General features: G+C 58.1%; 22 protein-coding genes and 1 pseudogene. 9 read left to right on the plus strand and 14 right to left on the minus strand.

The features are described 5' to 3' along the window. Positions 1-283: 283 nt before the first annotated feature. Complete coding sequence (locus tag HAPAU_RS13970) at positions 284-694, plus strand: TRAM domain-containing protein (RefSeq protein ID WP_066383926.1); 411 nt, start codon at positions 284-286, stop codon at positions 692-694. A gap of 243 nt (positions 695-937) precedes the next feature. Here HAPAU_RS13970 and HAPAU_RS22325 read toward each other — a convergent pair whose 3' ends face one another. Both HAPAU_RS22325 and HAPAU_RS21000 read right to left on the minus strand, forming a co-directional pair. Next, positions 938-1,219 carry a helix-turn-helix domain-containing protein gene (locus HAPAU_RS22325; RefSeq protein ID WP_245634126.1) on the minus strand — a complete coding sequence of 94 codons (282 nt, stop codon included), beginning with the start codon at positions 1,217-1,219 and terminating at the stop codon, positions 938-940. Between the two features lie 51 nt (positions 1,220-1,270). Continuing rightward, on the minus strand, positions 1,271-2,287 hold the full coding sequence (locus HAPAU_RS21000; protein WP_157078477.1) for a DUF7260 family protein: 1,017 nt from the start codon (positions 2,285-2,287) through the stop codon (positions 1,271-1,273). Between the two features lie 285 nt (positions 2,288-2,572). On the opposite strand from HAPAU_RS21000, the pseudogene HAPAU_RS19765 reads away from it, so the two are divergent. After that, positions 2,573-3,288 (plus strand): annotated as a pseudogene (locus HAPAU_RS19765) (IS6 family transposase). A 388-nt stretch (positions 3,289-3,676) separates the two neighbouring features. On the opposite strand, the gene HAPAU_RS13985 reads toward HAPAU_RS19765, so the two are convergent. Then, positions 3,677-4,447: an IclR family transcriptional regulator gene (locus HAPAU_RS13985; RefSeq protein ID WP_066383941.1), complete on the minus strand. Its 771-nt coding sequence runs from the start codon at positions 4,445-4,447 to the stop codon at positions 3,677-3,679. Positions 4,448-5,602: 1,155 nt separating this feature from the next. Between HAPAU_RS13985 and HAPAU_RS21005 the strand changes: the two genes are divergently transcribed. Further along, on the plus strand, positions 5,603-5,740 hold the full coding sequence (locus HAPAU_RS21005; protein ID WP_157078478.1) for a hypothetical protein: 138 nt from the start codon (positions 5,603-5,605) through the stop codon (positions 5,738-5,740). Between the two features lie 193 nt (positions 5,741-5,933). On the opposite strand, the gene HAPAU_RS14000 is transcribed toward HAPAU_RS21005, so the two are convergent. Continuing rightward, positions 5,934-7,940 carry a TRAP transporter permease gene (locus HAPAU_RS14000; RefSeq protein WP_066383948.1) on the minus strand — a complete coding sequence of 669 codons (2,007 nt, stop codon included), beginning with the start codon at positions 7,938-7,940 and terminating at the stop codon, positions 5,934-5,936. A 27-nt stretch (positions 7,941-7,967) separates the two neighbouring features. After that, a complete protein-coding gene (locus HAPAU_RS14005) occupies positions 7,968-9,116 on the minus strand; it encodes a TAXI family TRAP transporter solute-binding subunit (RefSeq protein WP_368085891.1) in 1,149 nt (382 codons plus the stop codon). Positions 9,117-9,343: 227 nt separating this feature from the next. On the opposite strand from HAPAU_RS14005, the gene HAPAU_RS14010 reads away from it, so the two are divergent. Then, complete coding sequence (locus HAPAU_RS14010; protein WP_066383952.1) at positions 9,344-10,525, plus strand: CaiB/BaiF CoA transferase family protein; 1,182 nt, start codon at positions 9,344-9,346, stop codon at positions 10,523-10,525. A gap of 67 nt (positions 10,526-10,592) precedes the next feature. On the opposite strand, the gene HAPAU_RS14015 is transcribed toward HAPAU_RS14010, so the two are convergent. Together HAPAU_RS14015 and HAPAU_RS14020 are read right to left on the minus strand one after the other, a co-directional pair. Continuing rightward, the gene (locus HAPAU_RS14015; protein ID WP_066383953.1) at positions 10,593-11,030 is read right to left on the minus strand and encodes a universal stress protein; all 438 of its coding nucleotides are present in this window, start codon (positions 11,028-11,030) and stop codon (positions 10,593-10,595) included. Positions 11,031-11,107: 77 nt separating this feature from the next. After that, a complete protein-coding gene (locus tag HAPAU_RS14020; protein WP_066383955.1) occupies positions 11,108-12,115 on the minus strand; it encodes a 3-hydroxyacyl-CoA dehydrogenase family protein in 1,008 nt (335 codons plus the stop codon). Between the two features lie 61 nt (positions 12,116-12,176). On the opposite strand from HAPAU_RS14020, the gene HAPAU_RS14025 reads away from it, so the two are divergent. Continuing rightward, positions 12,177-13,022: a BKACE family enzyme gene (locus HAPAU_RS14025; RefSeq protein ID WP_066383957.1), complete on the plus strand. Its 846-nt coding sequence runs from the start codon at positions 12,177-12,179 to the stop codon at positions 13,020-13,022. A 48-nt stretch (positions 13,023-13,070) separates the two neighbouring features. Here HAPAU_RS14025 and HAPAU_RS14030 read toward each other — a convergent pair whose 3' ends face one another. Next, positions 13,071-13,253 carry a hypothetical protein gene (locus HAPAU_RS14030; RefSeq protein WP_066383960.1) on the minus strand — a complete coding sequence of 61 codons (183 nt, stop codon included), beginning with the start codon at positions 13,251-13,253 and terminating at the stop codon, positions 13,071-13,073. An 89-nt stretch (positions 13,254-13,342) separates the two neighbouring features. Here HAPAU_RS14030 and HAPAU_RS14035 point away from each other — a divergent pair, with 89 nt between their 5' ends. Both HAPAU_RS14035 and HAPAU_RS14040 read left to right on the plus strand, forming a co-directional pair. Next, positions 13,343-14,752 carry an FAD-binding oxidoreductase gene (locus tag HAPAU_RS14035; RefSeq protein ID WP_066383961.1) on the plus strand — a complete coding sequence of 470 codons (1,410 nt, stop codon included), beginning with the start codon at positions 13,343-13,345 and terminating at the stop codon, positions 14,750-14,752. Between the two features lie 75 nt (positions 14,753-14,827). After that, on the plus strand, positions 14,828-16,060 hold the full coding sequence (locus tag HAPAU_RS14040) for a mandelate racemase/muconate lactonizing enzyme family protein (RefSeq protein WP_066383968.1): 1,233 nt from the start codon (positions 14,828-14,830) through the stop codon (positions 16,058-16,060). A 138-nt stretch (positions 16,061-16,198) separates the two neighbouring features. Here the strand turns inward: HAPAU_RS14040 and HAPAU_RS14045 are convergent, their stop codons facing one another. Continuing rightward, complete coding sequence (locus tag HAPAU_RS14045; RefSeq protein WP_066384052.1) at positions 16,199-16,924, minus strand: cyclase family protein; 726 nt, start codon at positions 16,922-16,924, stop codon at positions 16,199-16,201. A gap of 41 nt (positions 16,925-16,965) precedes the next feature. Then, positions 16,966-18,102 carry an acyl-CoA dehydrogenase family protein gene (locus tag HAPAU_RS14050; protein WP_066383971.1) on the minus strand — a complete coding sequence of 379 codons (1,137 nt, stop codon included), beginning with the start codon at positions 18,100-18,102 and terminating at the stop codon, positions 16,966-16,968. Positions 18,103-18,241: 139 nt separating this feature from the next. Between HAPAU_RS14050 and HAPAU_RS14055 the strand changes: the two genes are divergently transcribed. Then, on the plus strand, positions 18,242-19,801 hold the full coding sequence (locus HAPAU_RS14055; RefSeq protein WP_066383974.1) for a class I adenylate-forming enzyme family protein: 1,560 nt from the start codon (positions 18,242-18,244) through the stop codon (positions 19,799-19,801). A gap of 9 nt (positions 19,802-19,810) precedes the next feature. Here HAPAU_RS14055 and HAPAU_RS14060 read toward each other — a convergent pair whose 3' ends face one another. Beyond that, positions 19,811-20,554: an SDR family NAD(P)-dependent oxidoreductase gene (locus tag HAPAU_RS14060; RefSeq protein WP_066383976.1), complete on the minus strand. Its 744-nt coding sequence runs from the start codon at positions 20,552-20,554 to the stop codon at positions 19,811-19,813. Positions 20,555-20,758: 204 nt separating this feature from the next. After that, positions 20,759-20,899, minus strand: a complete 141-nt coding sequence (locus tag HAPAU_RS22015; RefSeq protein WP_211263582.1) for a hypothetical protein — start codon at positions 20,897-20,899, stop codon at positions 20,759-20,761. A gap of 348 nt (positions 20,900-21,247) precedes the next feature. Between HAPAU_RS22015 and HAPAU_RS14065 the strand changes: the two genes are divergently transcribed. Then, entirely contained in the window at positions 21,248-22,258 is a 1,011-nt protein-coding gene (locus tag HAPAU_RS14065; RefSeq protein WP_066383977.1) for an ornithine cyclodeaminase family protein, read from the plus strand. 51 nt (positions 22,259-22,309) lie between these two features. On the opposite strand, the gene HAPAU_RS14070 is transcribed toward HAPAU_RS14065, so the two are convergent. Continuing rightward, complete coding sequence (locus HAPAU_RS14070; protein ID WP_066383982.1) at positions 22,310-22,720, minus strand: Zn-ribbon domain-containing OB-fold protein; 411 nt, start codon at positions 22,718-22,720, stop codon at positions 22,310-22,312. Continuing rightward, entirely contained in the window at positions 22,717-23,892 is a 1,176-nt protein-coding gene (locus HAPAU_RS14075; protein WP_066383984.1) for a thiolase domain-containing protein, read from the minus strand. The genes HAPAU_RS14070 and HAPAU_RS14075 overlap by 4 nt, the downstream gene beginning before the upstream one ends. Positions 23,893-23,929 lie beyond the last annotated feature (37 nt).

Below are 23,929 nucleotides of genomic sequence, written 5' to 3' on the forward strand. Positions count from 1 at the left end.
GGTTCGATTGGTGGCGTTTCTGCCGGCGAGGACGGTGACACCGGGTGTAAATTCGACTGAGGTAGAGTCGATGCCGCCGATGTGTTCGACGTCGACGGCAGCAGTCGTCTCTTGGAGTGAGGGCATTAGTGGCGTTCTCTCCGAGTTTGCGTCTAATAAGTATTCAGCCGGCATTAATCACTGTAGAGTGAATTGTGAGGAGTCTGTACTAGGGTGAGGTCATCTTCTGTTACCGGTAGACTCATACTAGTGATAGTGTCTGTAGTACAAACGAGAGGCTTCAATGGAACTATCAGATGATGTATTGTGTCTATTTAGTGTAGAGATTACCCAACGAGACGGCTCATCCGTTATCGAGATTCCCGAGCGTGAACTCACGCATGGAGCTCTCGAGTCCGGCGTTCCGTACCGTGTCGCCGTTATCTCGTCTAGCACCGATTCTACTCCGAACCGGGATGGCGACCAGTCGGCTCAACCTGACGAGGCCAACCCACCGGTCGAGGAAGGTGAGCACCGGACGGTCGATATCAGTGATATCGGTGACCAAGGCGATGGCATCGCTCGCGTCGAACGTGGCTACATCGTGATCGTCCCGGACACGGAACTGAACGAGCGCGTCGAAATCGAGATCACTGACGTGACACAAACCGTCGCCTTTGGCGAGGTTATCGAGCGCGAAGAGTACTATCAGTAGCTAGTGCCTCGGTTGTTCCGGATCTTGAGTTCACCTATCGGATCATGTTCTCTATAGAGACACCAGTCAATGTTTGCACTGTCGCTATTACAGTGTGTTTAACGAGCCTACGAAAATGCGTTATTTTCGAGTTGAGCGTTCGTCCACGAGTGTATAACCCTCGTCGGTCAGCATATAGATGATTGCGGGAATACCAGTGTCGTACTCACCAACATACTCGGTGTCAAGTGGTTCGATCCACTCCTAGGACTTGGGAATTGACAGCTGGTAGTATTTGCTTCCCTTCGGAATCTTGGCACAATCACGGATCTCACCTGAGGACAGCTCATCATGTACTGCAAGACACTCGAGAATTCGATAGCGATCGTCCTCCAGGGCAGTCTGTAGTTCATCGTCCGTAGTTGGTTTCTCCATGCGTTCGTACTGAGGTACGGTCGATAAGAGAACTAATAGTATTGCGCTCCAGCCGTTGGTGATCTGCAGGAGGGCAGATTTCCTCATCACACCGATGTCTCCGTACTCCACAGTAGTTCCAAATTCCTCCGTCACCCCATTGTCAAGCAAGATACGGGCTAGTTACAGACGCAGAACGAGCTCATCTTCGACTCGACGACGCTCCGTCGTGCAGCGCTCAAGGACTGTCGTTGCATCTACCAGCACAGGATAAGTGACGCCTATGGAATAATACAAATATTCTTGTAGGTCGACGGTTTCGTTCGTATGTGGTTCAGCTGTATGGCCGTCCGTTCGCTGCGTTTGGCGTTCCTCGATGAGTTGTTCACACGTCTCAAGACACGTAGTGAGTTGCTGGTGAGTTTCGTGGAGGTCCTCAACTGATTGGTGATGGCGGGGTTGTTCAGTGGCCTGTTCATACTGCTTACCAGTGGTCGTCAGCGTCTGCTCTGCGTCGGTGAGTGTCGTCGCTTCGTCATCCAGTCGGTTACTGAATCGTACGCGGCGGACGCTGGCTGCTGTGGCTGCCTGTCCGACGGCCTGTTGTAACGAGGGGGTGAGTTGAGAGTGTGTTGTAATTGCGGTAGTGAGATCTTCTCCAAACTCGATTGCCATATTCTGTACAAGTGGCTCATTATATTCCTCACCGTAATGCGGGATACTCAGGACCGTGTCTCGATAGGCCTGCTGAATAGCATCGATCCCCTCCGTTGTCGATGGTGGCGAGGGGTGTGGATCAAGAGAACGGATAAGTTTGTGGTCAGAAGAGAGAGTCGCTGAGGATGGGGATGGTGGCTCAAGTGCACTAACCCGATTGCCAAGGTGTTTGAAGGCATCCCGCTCAGCGCGTGTGCGCTCTTGTTCTGTCTGCACGATGGCTTTGGCCCGAGGAATCCATGTAATCAGCGACGAAGCAAGGCTACTGGTTGCAACGTTCCTTGTTTGAAGTAGCTCGCCGGGCTGGAGTGGAGAGAGCGTGGTCGGTGAGCCCACAAACGCAAGGACTGCAGAAAAGTCTAATAGCGGGATCCATCCTCCCAGTGCTGGATCAGTGATAGAGATGGGCGATCCAATGGCGAGGATACCGATAGAAATAGTGCTCAGTATGGCGATTGAATACGATACGGGTGCCGTTCTCATGCAGCAGACTATGCGACACTGGGAAATAACTCTCCTGCCGGAAGACGGCAATATGTACAGACATATCGCTGATCACACGATTAATTATAGGACGTTACCCGAACTAAATATTGACTCTACTCTGAGATCGGCTGATCGACAGTGGTTGCACCATACCTCTCCAATAGCTTAATTAGTAATACTGTACTATAGTAGCACGGATCAGCGTTTAGTATAGCGTGTTACAAATTAGTTCAGACGGCCCTGTCTATATAAGGAATGAGCAGGCTGAAGAGCTAGTGATTTATGCTACTCTCGAACCTGCTCGCAGAGAGTTTAGACATTACGACGCTCGAATGTTGTCAGCGGGAGTGGACGGCGACGTTGACGAGACGTGAAGCGTCTCGTTCGCACACCAGATCACGAAGCGTTCTGGGACTGCCCGTCAAGGCGTTCGCCGTCCGACTCCACGCTGCAGGACTTTCACTTAGAGAGATAGAGTGATTCTCCGTCTTCTCGGCGTCGAATGCTCGTTTCAAGCGATTTTTCAGTGGGTACATCGGTTGACTGACAGCGTTTCGGACCCGCCGATGGCGCAACCGAGGCGGGTCGCGGTCAATGAGACCGCTACCGCTGTCAAAATCAATGGTAAGCAGTCTTGATAGTACGCTGCAATAGACCTCGACACAAAGGTGATCCTTGACGTTGTACTGTTCAAACATCATAGGACTGATCCGGCGGCTGCGTTTTTTGCAGAAATCCGAGAGAATCACGACTGTTCAGAGATTGTGTTTCTGGCCAATGCCTTCGGCTATTGGACTGCTTCCTCTCGATTAAGGTGAACAGTCGGGTCGATTATACTGAGCAAAACTTGATCGAAAAGTGGTTTCACACGTTCAAAATGAGGATTGACCATTTCCATAATTCATGGGTGGGCAGTCGGCTGAGCGTCCGCCCGTGTCTTGCAGTGTTCGTTCATTACTATAATTCTCAACGACCTCCATCAATCGCTTGACGATTGAACGCCAGCGCAAGAGGGTTAACTAGATAGGGCCCCGGATGTCAATACTTTTGATGGGCCGTCGGCTCTCGAGTTTCACTGAACGCGTCGATTACGTGAAAACAGGCGCAAAACCTCGCCCTTCAGGGCGGGGATACGCGCCGTAATTCTCGTTAATCTTCCGCCGTCAAGGCAAATCGAGCTAATCGTCGGAATACACCGGCGGTTGCGTGTTCGGATAGATCAGGTAGACGAGCGCAATTTAGTAGTTGCTGTCGCGCGTCGCCGCCATACACTGACGCTGGACGGAGTCCGGCGTGTGGCACTCGATGTCAAGTTCGAATCCTTCTGCGACGTGGACGATCTTCATCACGCCATCGAACCGCACACGAGACCGCTGAACGGCACAGTCACTGATACGTGAGGTTGAGTTCGATTTCGTTGACTGCCCCCAATAACAGATTCGGGATCTCCTCTTGGAAGTACGAGCCTGTGAATCGTTTGGCCGGTCCTGCGACTGAGACGGCACCGTGGACGCCGTCGTCGAGGACGATCGCCGTCCCAACGGCACGGATTTGTTTGTGCGACTCACGGTCGTTGAACGAGATCCCCTTCTCACGAATCGTCCCTAGTTCCCGTTTGAGATCGTCTCGAGCAGTAATCGTGTGGTCAGACGCGGCTGCGAGTTCTCGGTGGTCGAGGATGGCGTCCAGTTCGTCCTCTGGCAACTGTGCGAGAATCGCCTTCCCCGCAGCGAGCATATGTAGCGGCCGACGCTTGCCGACCCAAGAGTCGGTCGGGACGCCTCGATTACCGAAGAGTCGATCAAGGTAGACGGCCATGTCGTTCTCTTTCGTGACGAGATTGACCGTTTCATCGGTATCGTTGACCAGTTGTTCCAACACCGGCTTCGATGCGGTCAGCAATTCGTCGTAGTATCGCTTCGCCTGTGTTCCCGTATCCATGAACCGCAGTCCGAGGCGATAGCCGTTCGCTTCCTTGACGACGTATCCGTAATCCTGTAACGTCGAGAGATGTTCTGAAGCGGTGCTGTTCGCGATACCGACAAAGTCGGCGATTTCTGATAACCGGACACATTCGTGTTCGGCAAGAGTTTCGACGATGGCGAAAGTCGTATCGATCGCCTTAATGCGCCGCCCGTTACCGCTTTTGTATACCATAGCTTATAATTCGTTCAATATTTATATATACTCTTTGGTGTCAGAGATGACGCTAATTGGTTGATTTCTCACACCTCCGGAGCTGTAAAGGGTGTTTATAATATTTACATCATCGGTAAACTGCCTATTCGGTAATACCGAACGGGCATCGTGATAATTCTAGGTGGATCCACTTGCTCGTTAGGATTGATGGTATCGCTTGAGTGACCGTTAAGAGGCGAATACGGCCTCTAAGTAAGTTGTCTACGGGCGACAGAACTACACAATAACGTGCTTCCAGCACGTGTATGAAACAATCACTTATTCGTGTTCCTCTACAATTATTCTATTAGTGCTATCGTAAATGTTTGCTCGTTTGCAAACCGTTGCGATCTAGTTGACAGCAATCTGGTGGTGAAAATATACGCATCGACCATTCTACTGCGTTTACAACAATATGGATGTAAAATACAGGGCACGGCACTCTCAGTCGCAGTCGTTTCGACCGATCACCGTCGCGTAGACAGAATCTGTATTTCGGTATTATCGAAATCAAAAACAGAAATAATGATAGTGAAACATAAGATAGCAGGCTACTCAGTGCTGGCACTGTCATTACGTACCACGGGAAATTAAGGACCCTTCGAAAAGCCCGTCCACTGGTCACCGCACGTATCTTCCGCGACGAACGGCGCGATAGTCGCGCGGAGCAGCAGTTCTCAACGGCTACTGACCGATCACATTTGGAACGCGGGATCGCTTGATCTCAGTGTCGTCATATCCATATTGCTGTAAGAGGTCCTCGGCGCTCGCTCTAAGTGCTTCCGGCGGCGTCTTGAGGTAAGTCCGCAACGACAAGAATTGAACTGGGTGGTCGCTCACGGTCGCGCGGGAGCTAGATGCGTCATACCATATAAGTAACACCAGCACGTCTCGCTCGTTCAAGGTCTCGACCGACGGCATGAGCAGCAGACTGGGCTTTCACCCCGCCGTGTCGGGCATCCGTGCCGGAACAGTCGATACCGCGCTCGTCATCGCGTTCCAAGGAAACTGCAACGAGCGGTTCTTCCCGCCCAGTACGATCTGCCCACACTGCCACTCGATCGCCGTCGACTGGGCGGAGAGAACGGAACGCTCTTCTCGTTACCCGAATCCACGTCACGGCGGCGTACGACGATGTACTCGTCGTCGGCGTCGTCAAACTGGGATAAGGGTCCACAACTGCTCGCATTGATTGACGAGCCGTACGCGGCCCTCGAGATCGGCGATCAAATTGGTATCGAGCCGATTGAGTACGACACCCGCTACGACTGAGGCTAGCTTGAGGAGCACCCGTTCTTCGAGGCGAGCCTCCTCGGGGAGCGATCGACTGTCTCTCTCGGTTCGAAAGCGAATCACGGTGACCGTCGCGGCGGTCGAATCGGCTGATAGCATCCGAGAAGTCATCGTCTCGCTTGTGCTAGTCGCGCTTCTCTGTCGGCGGGCCGAACTAAAACGGTGTCTGGCGCTAGTCCTTTGTGGTCCTGATGGAATCCGTCGCAGATCGTTCGCTGACTCGCTCACGGATCGGTTTCTGGAGCTGGAGTGCCATCAGTACAAGGATGCCTGTGACACAGCCGACACGGATCGTGATGTCTGGATAGACCATCGCGAGCACACCGAGTACGAGGTAGATCATCTTAGCGGGGTATATGACGAAGGCGCTTTCGTGGAAGAACCTCCCATAGTAGTTGAGCCCGTGTGAGATCCCTAGTGCGCCGAGCAGCGCGATGATTCCCGACAAGAACGTCTGGGTTCCAAAGCCACCGACGACGAGTTCGGGGTTATAGATGAACGCGAACGGGAGGACGTAGATCGGTGTGGAGATCTTCAGGGCTTCGTGGGCCGTTCGCCAGAAGTTGCTTTCCGCGATCCCCGTCGCGACGACGACCGCGATCGCAATTGGCGGCGTCAGTCCCGACAGAATCGCGGCGTACAGCACGAAGAAGTGCGCTGCAAGGTCGGGGACGAAGAACTGCTGGATCAGCGCCGGCGCGATCAGCGCTGCGACGATGACGTACGCGGCGACCGTCGGCATTCCCATCCCCAGGACGATCGAGATAACCATCGCGAGGATGACCGCAGTCAACATGACGCCACCAGAGAGGTCGAGCAGGGCCAGCGAGAGAATCCCCGGAATGCCCGACGCGGTGAAGACGTCGACGACGCCGTTGATCGCAGCGATGATGATCGCGATCGGTGCGAGGATCATCGCGCCTTCTCTGAAGCCGGTTGCCGCATCACCGAGGAGACTGACACACTCGGCCTGGAGATCGCCGCCTTCCATTGCCGTCTGGACCAGCGGGAACCCGAAACCGGTGATGAACATCGCGATGATAGTGTACAGTGCGGCCGTGAGCACCGTGTACTGGAGGACGCCGAGAACGTAGATCAGGAGGGCGAACGGAATGCCGAACCGGAGACACTGGATAATGAACTCCTTCTGGGACATCTGCTCTTCGAACTGGCTCTCAACGTCGATCTTGGTCGTCTGTTCGCTGAGCTGTCCGATGCCCTTGTAGTGGACGGCAAAGGTGATGGATCCGTAAAAGATCATAGCGGGAATGATACCTGCGATGATCACATCAACGTACGTGATACCGAGCAGCGACGCCATGACGAACGCCGCAGCCCCCATGATCGGGGGCATGATTTGCCCGCCGGTCGAGGCAACGGATTCGATTCCGCCTGCTGTCTCCCCCTTCATTCCCGTCTCCTTCATGAGCGGAATCGTGAACGACCCAGTGATCGCCGTGTTCGCCGCCTGACTACCGGTGATCGAACCGATGATGATGCTCGAGGTCACCGCGGAGAGAGCGACACCTGACCGGACGTAGTTGGCCGACCGGAGTCCGATCCGCATGATGAGGTCGAACGCCCCGAAGCCGCGCATCAGCCCCGCGTACAACAGGAACAGAGCGACCCACGTCGCGATAATTCTAGAGATCGAACCATAGACCCCCTGGAAATCGAGCACCATGATGCTCATCATGCGGCTAACGCTGAACCCGCCGTGGCGCAAGATGCCCGGAACGTAGTTACCGTAGAGTCCGTACAGTATCACGCCGACGATCACGGCCAGGAACGAAAGCCCGTAAGCCCGGTACGACAGGTAGAGGATCACCAAGAAGAACGCGGCAGCTATGGCGTACTCGCGCGGCAGCGCCGTTCCGACGCGGACCCGCAACAGCTCGTTGTAGAACATGATCATGTACGCTGTCGTGACAGCGGTAATCACTGTCGAGAGGGAGAGTCCGACTAACCCCAGTTTGTCCTCGTCCTCGTACGCTTCGATAAGTTCGTTTCCGAGATAGACGAGCATGATCGATCCGAGAAACGTGATCGTAAAGAGAATTCGCTGAACCCCTTGGGTGAACGCGTAGTACAGAATCCAGGCCCAGGCGAGGATCGCTGCTGCCGTAACTACGTCGTTAGCGATCTGTAATCGGTCTTTGTCGGCTGTTGAATAAACCATATGTAGCAATGACGGGTTGAACGGGCGTTATTCGTCGCCGCGAGTCCAGCTGTCGTCCCAGACGTCGTTCTCTTCGTACCAGTCCGCGGCACCCGGGTGAATTGGAATCTCGTCCGTGTGCGTCAGTGCGAACGTGAAGTTCGACGGGTCGGACCAGTCAAGGATCGTCGGATTCGCTTCTTGCATCGACTCGTAGTTGTTGTGACAAATATCCATCAAGTCGTAGACGGCGTCCGGCGAGATGTCCGGGCTGAAGTAGTACGGGTAGGTCTCCGTCCATGTGTGCTTCGGGAAGTTACCGCCCTGCACGTCCTGTTCCCAGCCGCCAATCTCGTCGACCTCTTCGTACCCCGCACCGGCGAAGTCCTCTGCCGCTTGTACATACTCGTCCGTCATCTCGATCGCTCGAACGGAAACCCGCGAGTCGATCTCTGCCGCCCACGAGGGGAGCTGCGTGTAGTTTGAGGTGTACACGACGAACGCCTCGACTCGCCCTTCTTCGAGCGCGCTGGCGGCTTGAGTTGTCTCGACGTTGACAACGTTCTCCGAGAGCCCTTCCCAGAGGCCGGCTTCGCTGTACATCTCCTCCGTCATCGCGCGCAGTCCCCAGCTAGCAGGGAGCGCGTAGACATTCCTACCCGCGAGGTCGTCCGTCGTCTCGATGTCGCTGTCTTCGAGGGCCATCCAGTAGAGGTTGAGCGATAGGTGACCGAACCCTAACTGCGGAAAATCGGAGACGGGATCGCCTTCAAACGGCCCCGTCTCGGTGAGCGCCTGATTCATGATGTAGTTTCCCGCGGAGTACGAGTTGATCTCACCGTCCGCGTACAAACGGATCGACTGCGGGTCACCGCCCGCGTCCTGCGTAATAAAATTCAGGTAATCAGATTGTTGACTGACTACCCGTTGAATTGCTTGCGAGTTACCGTATGTGGACGATCCGGAGGACGACGAGCCGACGGTCATATCTACCTGTTCCTGTCCGTTACCACCCCCTCCAAGACAACCTGCGAGGGTGACAGCTCCGATCCCAGCTGTTCCCTTTAGCATAGATCTGCGTGTCTGTCTATCGTTATCAAACATCATCAACACAGAATAGCTCATACTATTTAAACATACTGTGATATCCTGAACCCGATTCGTCGTATTCAAGGCGCTCGAAGCGTAAATTATCATCCGCTTCGCCTACGGATCCACCTCGCCGAGACAACCAAGCGCGCCCTGACCAATGGCCTCCACTACGTCACCGGTCCGCGAAAGGACACGGGGCCACGATCGCGTTCTGAAACCGCTCAAGCGGCCGTTGTAGTCCCGATCGCTCGCTCCGTATTCTGTCGTGGCGCCTGTGGTCGTCGACCCCCTGCATAAACTATATCCTTCCGCTGATCCACGGCATTAGGGGTATGCAACCATTAGAGGGCGTTACCGTCATTGATGCGACGCAAGCGCTCGTCGGTCCGTTCACGGGACAGACGCTCGGCGATCTCGGTGCAGACGTAATCAAAATCGAACGGCCGGGCCACGGAGACCTGACGCGGACGTACTCGCCGCAGTACGGCAAGGAACTCTCCGCGTACTTTGTGAGTACGAACCGGAACAAGCGCAGCATTACTCTGGATCTCACAAAGACAGAGGGACAAACGATCCTTCACGATTTAGTAGCGGAGGCGGACGTGTTCGTCCAGAACTTCTCGCCCGGAAAGACGGACGCGTTTGGTGCCGAGTATGAGACTCTCTCCGCGGTGACCGACGACCTCGTCTACTGCGATATCTCAGGCTACGGCCCGGATAGTCCATACGCCGATCGCAAGTCCTTCGACATCATCCTACAGGGTGAGTCCGGGATGATGAGCATCACCGGAACCGAAGATCAGCCGGCCCGTATCGGGGTCTCGATATGTGATTTAGCAGGTGCGATGACGGCAATATACTCCATTCTCACCGCACTCTATCACCGCGAGCGGACCGGTGAGGGGCAATACATCGACATCTCGTTATTGGACGCGAGTTTCCAGTTTCTGGGGTACCACGTTTCGAACTACTTCGCGACGGGTGAGAATCCGGGACGCATGGGTACCCGTCACCCCAGTCTCATGCCCTATCAGGCGTTCGAAACCGCCGACTCACACATCGTCATCGGCGTCGTAAGCGAACACATTTGGCCGAAGCTGTGCCGAGCGATCGACCAAAAAGAGTGGATCGACGACGAGCGCTACGCGACGTTTTCTGATCGCATCGAGAACAGAGACAAACTCGACTCCGTCCTCAACGACATGTTCTCGAAACGCACGACCGATGAGTGGATGACGATCCTCCAGAAAGAGGATGTCCCCTGCACGCCGGTACAAGACGTCGAAACGTTGGTCGACGATCCGCATATCAAGACGCGCGGCATGATTGCCGAGATGGAGCACCCAGAGCTCGGGACGCTCAAGTCACCGGCCAACCCGGTCAACTTCTCTTCGCTCGAGACCGACATGAACGGTCCGCCTCCTCGTCTCGGGGAACATACTGACGAGGTACTCACGGAGCTCGGTTTCGACGAGTCCGAGCGCGAGCGGCTACGGTCGGACGGAATCGTCTAGCGTTAGTTGACGACCTCTGGTGCGAGGGAAGGAGAGACCGGCTGATCATCCCAGTCAACTGTGGCATCTAGACGATCGTGACGGACCGGTCGAAGTTGAGAATAACGTCCTGCGTGACGCTTCCGAACACCGCCTTTCCGACCGGAGACCGCTTCCGACCGGGGACGATGATGGTATCAGCGTCGATTGAGTCGGCGTATTCGACGATCTCGTCTGCAGGATCACCATGGCGACGCTCTAGGTCGACCGATACGCCGGCAGCTACGAGCAAATTTCGAGCGGTTACCATCGATTCCGGAAATTCGTCCTCGTCGTAGAGGTCTTTTGATTTGACGTTCCCACCCTCATCGATTGCTTTGAACTCCTTGAAGACGTTCACCACCGATACCGAGATATTTCCGGGATCGACGTCGAGCCCCGATTCGCTGATTAGTCCTGTTACGAACTCGGCGGCGTTCTTTGCTCGCGCCTCGTCTTCGTCAACTGGAATGACGATCTGATACATGGTTTCCTTTTGGGGTCTGGATTCCAGCTATATAACCATACTCGCAACTTCCGTACGTAATGATGGCTGAATCCACCTCACGTATCGGATTCGAACTCGTTCGGTGACTCGGGCGGTCCGCTCGCTGCTTGATAGACTTCGAGTTGATCGAGAAGCCGTTGATCCCGTTTGGACAGTATCCGCTTGAGATCAGCCTCGGACCAGTCGTAGACGCCGCGATCGGTCTTCACTCCGAGCCGCCCCTCAGCGACGAGATCGGAAAGCACCGACGGCGGCGTCGTCTGCTGGTCGATCTCTTCGAGCAGTTCCGAGAGGACCGTGCGATGGACGTCGAGACCGGAATGATCCCCCTTCTCGAAAACGCCGAGAGTCGGAAGGCGAAAACCGAACGTGCCCTTCACCGCACGATCGATGTCCTCTGCGCTTGCGACGCCCGCGCCGAGCAGCGCCCACGCCTCGCGGGCCATCGCCGACTGAATCCGATTAGCGATGAATCCGGGGATGTCCCGTTCGACGATAACGGGATCCTTTCCGATTGCCTCGAGAAACGCCGTGGCGACGTCGACGGTCTCGTCCGTGGTATGATCGCCGTAGACGACTTCCACGACCGGAACGATATGAGCCGGGTGGAACCAGTGCATGCCACAGAACCGCTCCGGGTAAGTGAGCGAGGCGGCGAGTTCGGTAATCAACAGCGAGGAGGTGTTCGTCGCCAGCGTTGCGGACGGCCATGCGTGGCGTTCGATCCGTTCGTAGACGGCCGCTTTCGTCTCGCGGTCCTCGGTGACTGCTTCGATAATCAGTGGCGCGTCCGCCACGGCCGTCTCGAAATCGGTCACATACGTCACGCGCTCGCGAATCTCGGAGACATCGGTTGCGTCCGCAACCCTGCGGTCGGTAAGGGTCCGAACAGTCGATCGCACCTCCGCCTCCGCGTCGCTCAGTGCCTCGTCGTCGATGTCAAACAGCGTCACGGATTGCCCACCGACGGCACTGGCGACAGCGATATTACGTCCCATCGTACCGGCGCCGATGATCGCAGGACGGCAGACAGACTCGCTGTCATCGAAAGAGTGTCTTTCCATGCTCAACCGTTTCGGGGGCGTCCATTAATGCTTTCGTGGTGGCCCGTCTGGAAGGTGGTAGATGAGTTACCAGAACTACCTTGAGGGCGGGAAATTGATCCTGACGGTCCCGACAACGGGCGGCGTCCAAGGAAAGGAAGCGAACCCGAATCTCCCGGAACAGCCCGAGGAGATTGCCGAAACGGCCCATGAGTGCGAGCAACTCGGCGCGGCTATCGTCCACCTCCACGGGCGTGACAAACACGGCGAGCGAGACGCCAGTCGTCTCCAGGCGGTCAACGAGGCTGTCCGAGATCGCTGCGACAATATCATCATCCAGAACACGACCGGCGGGACGGGGATTCCACTTGAGCAGCGAGCGACCGGAATCCGGACCGATCCGCTCCCCGAGATGGCGTCGCTCGATATGGGACCGATGAATCGGTATCAGCATATCACCTCCGAGAACACGCGCCACATGATTGACTCGCTGGCCGAGGAGATGCAGGAGAAGAACATAAAGCCGGAGATGGAGGTGTTCAACAACGGCCACCTCAACGAAGTACACCGGCTCATCAAGAAGGGGCTACTGGACGAACCGTACTACATCAATCTCATCTTCGGACCGGGAACGCTCACGCCGCCGACGCCGGAGAATATGGTCAATATGGTGAACAACCTCCCGGAGAACTCGATTTTCAACGTGCTCGCGATCGGCCCGCACCAGCTCCCGCTGACGACGATGGGAATCGTGATGGGCGGTCACGTCCGTATCGGGATGGAAGACAACCTCTATTACCGCCGCGGAGAACCTGCCGAAAGCAACGCGCAACTCGTCGAACGAACGGTGCGCATCGCCAGCCAACTCGATCGGGACCTCGCGACCCCTGCGGAAGCGCGCAAGCTCCTCGGGATGTCGTCACAGTAATTGTGGGTTCCGTTCGGTGAACGGCGGACGCGTCGATGGTACGGTGACTCAATTGGATTCGGTATCGCGGTAAAACTCGCAGTCGCGCTCGTGGTCCAGTTCGTGGCGGTCGTTGCACACGTCTGCTCGCATCGGCGAGACGAATTCCTCGACGACGCCGCAATAGGCGCGTTCGGTATCGAACTCCAGTTCACCGTCGGATCGTCGGTACGAAAGGTACGGACAGGTCATGATTCCACCCAGACGCCCGATCTACGAATAGCTACTGGTGGTATGAGGACCGGAGAGATTTTATGCCAGTTCCCGTACCATGCGGTATCATGCAACGGAATCCCGATTCGAGCTATGACTGCGCGTTTTTGGACGAAGCAATCACCGACGGACGGGTAGCGCACACCGAGAGTGTGCGCGAACAGTACGCGACCGACGAGAGCCCACACACCGGCCGCATGCCGGACGCTGTCGTCTGGCCGGCGTCGACCGACGAGGTCGCAGCCGTCCTCGCGGAAGCCAACGATCGCGACGTCCCCGTGACGCCGCGGTCGGGCGGCTCGGGTCTCGAAGGGAACGCGATCCCATCCGCCGGCGGTGTCGTTCTCAGCACGGCCGAGATCGGACACGTCGAGGTGTCACCGGACGATTTGCAGGCGAGCGTCGGCGCAGGCGTCGTTTACGACGAATTAAACGACAGACTAGCCTCAAACGGGTTGCGGTTCGCGCCCGGTATCTCGAGCGGCGAGGTGGCAACGATCGGGGGCATGGTCGCGACGAACGCGAGCGGCTTCAACGCGGTTCGTTACGGGGAAACGCGCGACCAGGTTCGTCGACTCGAGGTCGTCACCGCCGACGGACGCATCGTAGAGTGCGGCAGAGACGTCGTTAAGACATCCGCGGGGTACAGTCTGAAGGACCTCTTCGTCGGCAGCGAGGGAACCCTCGGCGTTGTCACCGAAGTGACGGTCGAGCTGGTCGGCATCCCCAAGTATCGACGGGCGGCGCTGGTGACATTCCCGTCGCGTGCCGCCGCATCGCGGGCCGTCGCGGACGCCATCGGATCGGCACTGGTCCCCGGGGCGATCGAGTTCATCGACACGACGGCGATGAAGATGCTGAACGCTTATCACGACGATATCTCTTTCGAGGAACAGCCGACCCTGATCATAGAATTACACGCGAACAACGACGGAATCGAGGAGGATCTCGAGTTCGCGAAAGCGATCTGTGAGGATCACGAGATGCTTTCGTGGGAGGCGGCGGCAGAGGAGAATATAGACAATATCTGGCAGGCTCGACGCGACAAGTACTCAGCGACGCAGGCCTACCGACAAGGATGGGAGGTCGCGCTCGTCGGCGATGTTGTCGTCCCGATCTCACAATATCCTGAAATCGTCGAGGAAGTCTCCCGGGCCAGCGAGGAACTCGATCTGCTGACCTCCTGCGTCGGTCACGCGGGTGACGGAAACCTTCACTTCACCTCGCTCGTCGATCCCGAGGATGAGGAGATGGTCGCACGAGCGCACGAACTGAACGAACGCGTCGTCAGAAAAGCAATCGCGCTCGGTGGCAGCGCGACCGGCGAACACGGGGTCGGCATCGGGAAGCGGAAGTTCATGGACGAAGAACACGGCTTGGCGATCGACCTCATGCGTTCGATAAAGGACACGTTCGACCCGAACGGGATCTTGAATCCCGGAAAGGTCCTCCCCGAACTGCCGACCGACGAACACTGACGTATACCGCAAATGATCCCTCGGTTAATGCCCCATAGATTAATATGATCGACCGGGAATGTGTTTTGTGGTACCATGTATGCAGACTTCGCGTCACGGTTAGCCTCGAGTATCTGGCCCGACTTCGGTCAAACGCCCAATCGCTCGACTGAGACACCCGAGATCACCGGTCTATCGACGATCGTCGTCGACGGAAACTTCCCGTGGACGATCGTTCGTCTTGAGACCGATGTCGGCGTCGTCGGCATCGGCGAATCCTATCCCTCGCCGGGCGTCCACGAAGTGATTACCGACTACTTCGAACCCGTACTCGTCGGTGAGAACCCGCTGGACGTCGAGCGATTATACTATCTCATGCGCGAGAGTCTCTCGGGCCGCGGTTCGCAGCAGGGGATTGGCACAATCGCGATCAGCGGAATCGAACTCGGACTCTGGGACGCCGCCGGGAAGATTCTCGAACAGCCAGTGTACCAACTGCTGGGCGGCAAGATGCGCGAGGAGATTCGGATGTACGCGGACTGCCACGCCGGTGAAGGAATGGTCGAGTCAGCCCTTAACGAACAGCCGAAGGAAACGTATGAGGCGAAAGCCTACGCCAGGGCGGCGCGGGCGGCGGTCGACGACGGCTACGAGATTATCAAATTCGATCTCGACGTGCCGTCGGGCCGCGATATTGACACGCTCGCGCGCCACTTTGATGGCCCTGAGATCGAACACAAGCGCGGACTGGTCGAAGCCGTGACGGACGAAGTCGGCGACGAAGCGGAAGTCGCGGTTGACCTCCACTGGAATTTCAGCATCGAGGCAACCGAAAAGATGTGTGCAGCCCTTGAGCCGTACGACCTCGCGTGGATCGAAGACCCGCTACCACCGGAAAACGCGGACGCGCTGGCGACGCTTAACCGGAGTGTCGAGCAGCCGCTGCTCACCGGAGAGAACCGCTACGGCCGCCACGGCTTTCGCGACCTCCTCCAGGAGGAAGCCATCTCATTCGTTGCACCCGACGTGCCGAAGACCGGCGGCATCGCGGAGACGAAGAAAATCGCCGAACTAGCCGACATCTACTACCTAACAATGTGCCCCCACAATATCGGCAGTCCCGTCGCGACGATGGCAGGCGTTCACGTCGGTGCGACGATCCCGAACTTCCTCGCACTCGAATTCCACGCTCGCGACGTCCCGTGGTGGGACGACCTCGTCGCCGCCGACGAACCGCTCATCCAGGACGGTCGAATCGAGGTTCCCGACGAACCGGGACTCGGTATCGAACTCGACTGGGACGTCGTCGAGAAGCACCGAAAGCAGTAGCGTCAGAATCCGGACGGAGCGGATACTTCTCCAGCGTATACGATGTCTAACAGGTGAGAATGGAATCCGGAATCGACCTACTGTTTGTTCGTGAAAATCCTGCACGACCGCCCGATACCGGTGTGTAACGCGGAATGCTCAGTTGTCGACGATGGCGAACGCACGGATCGGACTCGCCGTTGCACCGTTGAGTGGAAGGGGCGTCGCGCTGAAGACGAAGCGGTGGGATGGAATCTCGTCGATATTCCTGAGATTTTCGACGATGAGTGTGTAGGAGTCTGGGGCACCTTCTCTGAGGAGGACGCGGTGAGCCGGCATCGAGGCGTCGCCGGCGACGTCGACGTTCCCGCAGTCGGTTCCGACAACGCTCACGTCGCGCTCGTAGAACCACTCCGCGCCCGATTCTGAGAGCCCCGGGTGGTCTCCCAGATACGTCGCTTCGTCGTCCGGCAGGTAGTCGTCCCAGCCGGTGTACAACAACACCGAATCACCGCGTACGACCTCAACGCAGGCATCGGCCGCGGCATCTTCGAGCTCCTCGGGGCCGATTTCTCCCTTTGGCCCGACATCGGAGACGTCGAGCCAGACGGCCGGACCGTGACACTCCTCAAGACGGATCTCGTCGATCGTTTTTCCATTTGGATGGAGGTGAAACGGCGCGTCGATGTGCGTCCCGTTGTGCTCGGCGATGTAGACGAATCCGTTGACCAGTGACAGATCTTCGATCCCCTTTCCGCGCCACGTGTCTTCCGCCTGTTCGTGGTTCATTCGAGTGCCGGAGAGGAACAGTGGGCTTCGCCCGTGATTCGGATGGTTCGCCATCTCCTCCGTAATCTCTGCAGTCAGATCGATCAGTTGAGACACGGTCACACGTGTGACTGGTCAGCTAATAACTGTTCTCACGATCAGTTATAGAGCCCGTTCGCGACCACGATCCGGTTGATTTCGTTCGTTCCCTCGTAGATCTGCATCCCCTTTGCGACGCGCATACGCCGTTCGAGCGGGTAGTCCTTCGAGTAGCCGCGGGAGCCGTGAACCTGCACGGCTTCGGTCGTTACGTCCATCGCAACGTCCGTCGCCTTCGTCTTCGCCATCGCTGCCTCGGAAGTCACGCGCTCTCCGCAGTCCCGCTTCGCTGCGGCGGAGAGGGTGAGCAACCGCGACGCTTCGATTTCAATCGCCATGTCTGCGAGCTTGAACGAGATCCCCTGAAACTCCCGGATCGGCTGTCCGAACTGCTCGCGCTCGTCGGCGAACGCCACGCTATCCTCGAACGACCCCTGTGCCACGCCGACGCCCTGAGCGGCCGTTCCGATTCGCCCGATATCCAGCCCCTCAAGGACGTATCGGAGGCCCTTTCCCGGTTCTCCGATAACGTTCTCCACTGGGACTCGAACGTCGTCGTACTGAATTTCGGTCTCAATCGAGGCGTCGCCTTCCATACACGGGATGTCGCGAACGAACTTGAGACCGTCTCGATCGGCCGGATCCGGGATGCCGATCAGGCAGACACCCTCGTCTGTTCGAGCGCCGACGACTAGGAAATCCGCGATACTGCCGTTTGTCGTCCACACCTTCTCGCCGTCGAGGATATACTCGTCGCCGTCTCGAGTCGCCGTCGTCTCCAGGGAACCCGCGTCACTGCCGGCGTTCGGTTCGGTCAGTGAGAGCGCTGGGATCCACGCTCCTGAGCAGATGTTTCCGAGCCACTCCTCGCGCTGCCATTCCTCGCCGAACTCGTGGATCGGATAGCCGACGAGACTGCCGGCGACCGATGCGGTTCCGGCGAGGAGCTTCCAGCTTCGAGAGAGCTCCTCGATAGTGATGGCGTAGGACCGATAATCGAGACCGAGCCCGTCGTACTCCGTTCCGTACTGTACCCCGTGGAATCCGGCCTCGGCGACCCGTTCGACGACGTCCGTCGGAAACGTGCCGGACAATTCGTACTCGTCGACGTGCGGTTCGACCTCCGCTTCACAGAACTGGCGAACTGACTCTCGGTGTTCCTGATGCGACTCCGAGAGTTCGAGCGTTGCTATCATGGTATCACGTGCGACCGAGACGATCGCAGTCGTACCTTGGTGCCGTCCCACATAGTTCCGTGGGGTAGTCTGCCACCCACACGCTCCGTCTGGTTGACGGACAGCAGCGTTATAACGGTGTACTCCGATACCGTCGTGTGTGACACAGCCAATCACTGCCGACCTCCTGGGACAAGCCGCGGCCCGGTTTCCGGATAGGACCGCGCTCCGAGAGCCGGCACGCGATGAGACGATATCCTTCGCGGAACTGGACGAGCGAGCGCAGGATATCGCGGTCGGACTGCTCAAGGCTGGCTTCGAATCCGGAGATCACCTTTCAGTCCTGTTGGCCGACTCGGTCGAGTTCGTCGAACTTCTGTTCGCGTCGGCTTGGGCTGGCCTCGTGTTCAACCCGATCAGTTACCGAGTGCCGCCAAAGCGGCTGGCGTACGTCCTCAAACATGCCGAATCGTCCGGATTCATCTTCGACGAGAAATGTCTGGAGACCGTCGATGCGCTCGAGACCGAGGAATTGCCGAATACGGTCGTAGGCGTCGGTGTCGACTCCGAGCCGGCCGACATCTCGTACGATCAACTCGAGGGAAGCGAAGCGGCTGGCACGAACCCGATGCCGGCCGATACCGACATCGACGAATCCGATCCGGCACTGCTACTCTATACCTCGGGAACGACCGGACGTCCGAAAGGCGTTCTCCACTCTCACCGAACCGTCGTGAACGCCGCGCTTCTCTCGCTCCCGTACAATCGGCTCCGGCCAACGGACGTGAACGTCGCGCTCGGCCCACTCTATCATGTCGGGCCGTTGCTCTGTAACATCCTGCCAGCGCTGAACGTCGGCGCGTGCAACGTCATCCAGCACGAGTTTGATCCGGCGACGACGCTCAAGCGGATCGAATCGGAAGGGATCACGACCATGTGGGGAGTGCCGACGCACGTGCGGGCGCTGGTCAACGAGCCTTCGATCGAAGATCGTGACATCGAACACGTGCGAATGATTCATTACTCCGGCGCGGCGATGCCTGCCGCCGTCGCGAAGCGAGCTCGGGGCCACGTGTCGGACTGCGAGTTCGTGAACGCGTACGGAACGACGGAGATCGTCTTCGGGACGCTGATCTACCCGGAATTCCACGACGAGAAACTCGGCAGCATCGGCCAGGCCGCCCCGAACGCGGCCGTTCGGGTCGTCGATCCTGAGAATCCCGTTCCGGACGCCGTCGCCGGCACCGATGAGGTGGGCGAACTCCTCGTGAACGCGTCCACGCGTATGCTCGAGTACTGGCGAGATCCAGAGGCGACCGACGAGGCGATCGTCGACGGCTGGTATCGAACCGGAGACCTCGGGCGCAGAGACGAGGACGGCTTCCTCTACTTCGTCGACCGAAAGGACGACATGATCGTCAGCGGCGGCGAGAACATCTATCCGGCGGAAGTCGAGGACGTCCTCCACGGCCATCCGGACGTCGTTTCGGGTGCGGTCGTCGGTGTCCCCGACGACGAGTGGGGAGAAGTCGTGACCGCGTTCGTCGTTCCGGCAACCAAGGAGCTTTCGAGCGACGACCTCGAGGCCTTCTTCGTCGAGTCCGACGAGCTCGAGTCGTTCAAACGTCCCCGTCAATACGTGTTCGAGCGGGAGTTGCCAAAGACAAGCAGCGACAAGATCGACCGTCGGGCACTCCTTGAGTCGGTGACGACGGACTGATGGAAGCGATTACTGCATCCGTTGTCCGCCGTTGACGTTCAGCGTTTCGCCGGTGACGAACGAGGCGTCCCGAAGGTATGCGGCCGCCTGTCCGATGTCCCTGGGCTTCCCCAATCGGCCAACCGGAACCACGTCCTGTCGCTTTCGTTCCTTCTCTTCTTCCGAGGTCGTCGCGTCGGTCATATCCGTCTCGATGAACCCCGGCGCAATGGCGTTCGCGCGAATCGTCGGCCCGAACTCGAGCGCGTGGCTCTTGGTGAGTCCGATGATCCCGACCTTCGACGTCGCGTAATGCGGTTCGTAGTCCGCACCGGTGTGTGCCAGTCGCGACGAGAGGTTGATCACCGAGGGTCCCTCGGAGACGGTCGACTCCTCGAGATGAGGGAGTGCGGCCTTCGTCACTGCGAATGTACCGACGACGTTGACGTTCAGTAGCCGCTGGAAAGCTTCGGGCGAGAGGTCAGGCGTATATCGGTGCTGATTGATTCCGGCGTTGTTGACTACGTGATCGAGGGAGCCAAACGCATCGATCGTGTCGTCGAGACATGCCTCGACGGTGGCTGGATCGGCGACATCGGCCTGTACCGCGAGGGCCGACTGCTCGGTTTCGGTCTCGATCGTTTCGACGACCTCGTTCGCGCCCGATTCACTGCTCCGGTAGTTTACCGCGACATCGTAGCCGTCCGCTGCAAATCGAACCGCGATAGCGCGGCCGATACCTCGAGACGCCCCCGTAACTAGTGCTGCAGGCATACAGGTACGCTCGCAGGAATGCAATAATAGTGTTACCCCCGAACTGAGAGAACAGGGAAGGGAGTGAGGCGATGTATCGTCCGTCGGAATGAGAATTTTCCCTACCTGTGTAGCGGAGCGTTAGATTCGTCCCGATCCTCGAGGAGCAGATACTCCGCTCGATTTCGTATAGAGATGGGGCGCCCTTGAGCCGGTTACCTCGTCTTAGAGCGACTCGAGTGCCCGTTCGAACGCTATCGCTATCATCTCGATGTCCTCGTCGTCCATCGCCGTCGAGAGGTTGCCCATCCCGCGCGGTGTGAGGAGGATAACCCTCGTGCCGCATCGCGTGAGAGAGGGGGCCACTAGCACCGGACGAACGCCAGTCTCGAACCGAATTGTCCGTAAAGTGGATCTGGAATAGCGACCCCTTACCGGCAATCATGATCTGCTGGTTTGAGTCGTCGTCGATCTGCTGAAGACGCTCTCGCAGTCGGTCGCCGAGGAGATTTAGCTCGGAGATAGCGTCGCTGTCGAGTTCCTTTAGCGTCTTCACGCCGCTGATCATCGTCGTCAAGAGAACATGTCCGACGAGATGATTGGCAACATTCTCAAGGCCGAATAAGTGACACGCACGCACCAACGTGTAATTCCACGCTCGATCCCCCTCGTCGAACGGTTGTCTTTTTCTACTCTGCGCCTGATGAATCGAGTATGACAGACACGTTGTTTCTCACCAGCGACGAAGTTGACGGACTCGCAACGCCGGCCGAATACGTCGATGTCGTCCGAGAGGGCTACCGCCAACGGGGCGAGGGCGCCCCGGCCCTGCCGCGACAGACATTCCGCAACGAGAACCCGGACGGGAAGCTCACTAACTACTCAACAATCCTCCCCGAGACGGGTGCGATGGGCGGCTACGTGTACACGTCGGGCTTTAGCGGACCCAACGCCTGGTTCGTGACGCCGCTGTTCGACGCCGAAAGCGGCGAACCCATTGCACTCATCGACGGGGCGAGCATGAATCCGTTCAAGACAGGTGCGACCGGCGCGGTCGCCGTCGATGCGCTCTCGCGGGACGACGCGAGTACTCTCGCCGTTATCGGCAGCGGCGCACAGGCCCGCGGTCAACTCCATGCGACGATGACCGTCCGCGACTTCGAGTCGGTCCGTGTTTTCTCACCGACGCCGAATAATCGAAAGACCTTCGCCGCGGAGTTCGACGACCACCTCGATGTGTCCGTTGAGGCTGTCGACTCGAGCGAGGCCGCCGTGACCGATGCCGACGTCGTCATCACGGCGACGAAGGCGGCCGATCCGGTCTTCGACGGCGACAACCTCGATCCCGGGACACACGTAACCGCCATGGGTCAGTACACCCCCGGCCGCCGCGAACTCGACACGACCACCATCGAGCGCGCGACGTACGTCCCCGACCTCCGTGACCGCGTGACACAGGACGCGGGATCGTTTCTCGCGGCGCTCGAGGAAGGCGTCGTCGACGAGGATCACGTTCACGCGGAACTCGGAGAGGTAGTCGCGGGGACCGCTCCCGGTCGAACGAGCGACGATGAGATTACGGTGTTCGACAGCGGCGGAACGGGTATCGAGACGGTTGCTGCCGGCTACATGCTCTACGAAAGAGCCCTTGAGGAGGAGCTTGGAACCGAACTCTCGATTGCCCCCGCCAGCAAGGCGCTGACCGGGCGGCTTCCGTCGGAATAGCCGCGAACGCGATGCAGATCAGTACGGTTCGATTTTCTAATCGAACGAGCCTCAGTCGTCGACGGGAATAAACACCGGGATGGCCACATCGGACGCGTCCGTATCGACGAACCGGACGTCGACACGCGTTCCGATTTCGACGTCCTCGGGTTTGGCGTCGATGGTCGTCATCATCCGCGGCCCGTCGTCGAGTTCCACGTACGCGAGGACGAGCGGGAGATCCTCCTCTGGCCAGCCGCTCATCGTTCGGGCAGTCGAGTACGAGTACACCTCCCCGCGGCCCGACGCCTCGCGCCACTCGACGTCTTCACTAAAGCAGTCGGGGCAGAGCGCCCGCGGATAGTGATAAACGAGGCCGCAGCCGAGACACTCGCGAACCAGTAGCTCGCCGCTCGCGGCCGCGGCCCAGTACCGTTCGGTCTCCGGATTCGGTTCGGGAACGGGGCGGGGCTCCCAGCTCATCGGTCCTCCCTCCCCAGGACGACGGTCGCTGCGCCGTGGCGAGTTCCGATGCTCCCGCCGGTTCCGTGGGCGAGGGCGACGTCGGCGTCGACCTGCACCTCGGGATTGGCCTCATTTCTGAGTTGGCGAACTGCCTCGATGACCTTCGTCATTCCGCCACGGTTAGCGGGGTGGTTCGAACATAGTCCACCGCCATCGGTATTGAACGGTAACTCGCCGTCGGGTGCGCGGAGCGTTTCGCCTTCAACGAACGACCCGCCATCTCCTTTTTTACAGAAGCCGAGATCCTCGATCGCCTCAAGAACCGTTATCGTAAACGAGTCGTAGATTGACGCGTAGTCGACGCGTTCGGGACCCAGACCGGCTTCCTCGAAGGCGCGCGAACCGGACTGCTCTGCGGCGGTTCTCGTGAGGTCGATTCGTCCGGCGTCGTGGTGACCGATCGCCTCCCCGAAGCCGAGTACCTCGACGCACTCTCGGTCCAGTTCCGAACGGATGTCCTTTGAGACGATGATCAGTGCTCCACCCCCATCCGAAATGACACAGCAGTCGAGGAGGTGAAGCGGATCGGCGACCACCCGCGATTCGACGACATCCTCAACGGACACCGGCTCTCGGTACATCGCGTGTTCGTTGTACTGGGCGTGATGTGAGGCGGCGACACGGATCTCCGCGAGTTGCTCACCGGTTGTTCCGTGCTCGTGCATGTGACGCTGTGCAGCCATGCCGTACATACCCACGTTGGTGGCACCGTAGACCCGTTCGAAACTGTCCTGGACCGTTCGAATGTCGCGCGCACCGGAGCCCGTCGCCTGTCCGCGTGACCTGGGTCTGCCGGCGAGAGTGACGAGAGCGACGTCACACCGACCGTCGCGAATCGCGCTGGCCGCGTGTCCGACGTGACTCACGTACGACGATCCGCCGAAATCCGTCGTGTCGGCGTACGACGGGTCGAGACCGAGGTAGTCCGCCATGATGAGCGGCGATAGTCCACTTTCGTACTCCGGAATTCCCGCCGTGAAGTAGCCGTCCACGTCATTCTTCTTGAGGTCGGCATCGTCGAGTGCGCCCTTGGCAACCTCCGCGTGTAACTGCATCGTCGATTTGTCCGGTGCCTCTCTCGTGGGGTGCTCGAACGCCCCGGCTACGTATACTGGCTCGGTTATTGCCATTAGCGAACAGTTCACAAACCATACGCTAAGCGTTTGT

It is taken from the genome of Halalkalicoccus paucihalophilus (assembly GCF_001593955.1).
GTDB classification, from domain to species: domain Archaea; phylum Halobacteriota; class Halobacteria; order Halobacteriales; family Halalkalicoccaceae; genus Halalkalicoccus; species Halalkalicoccus paucihalophilus.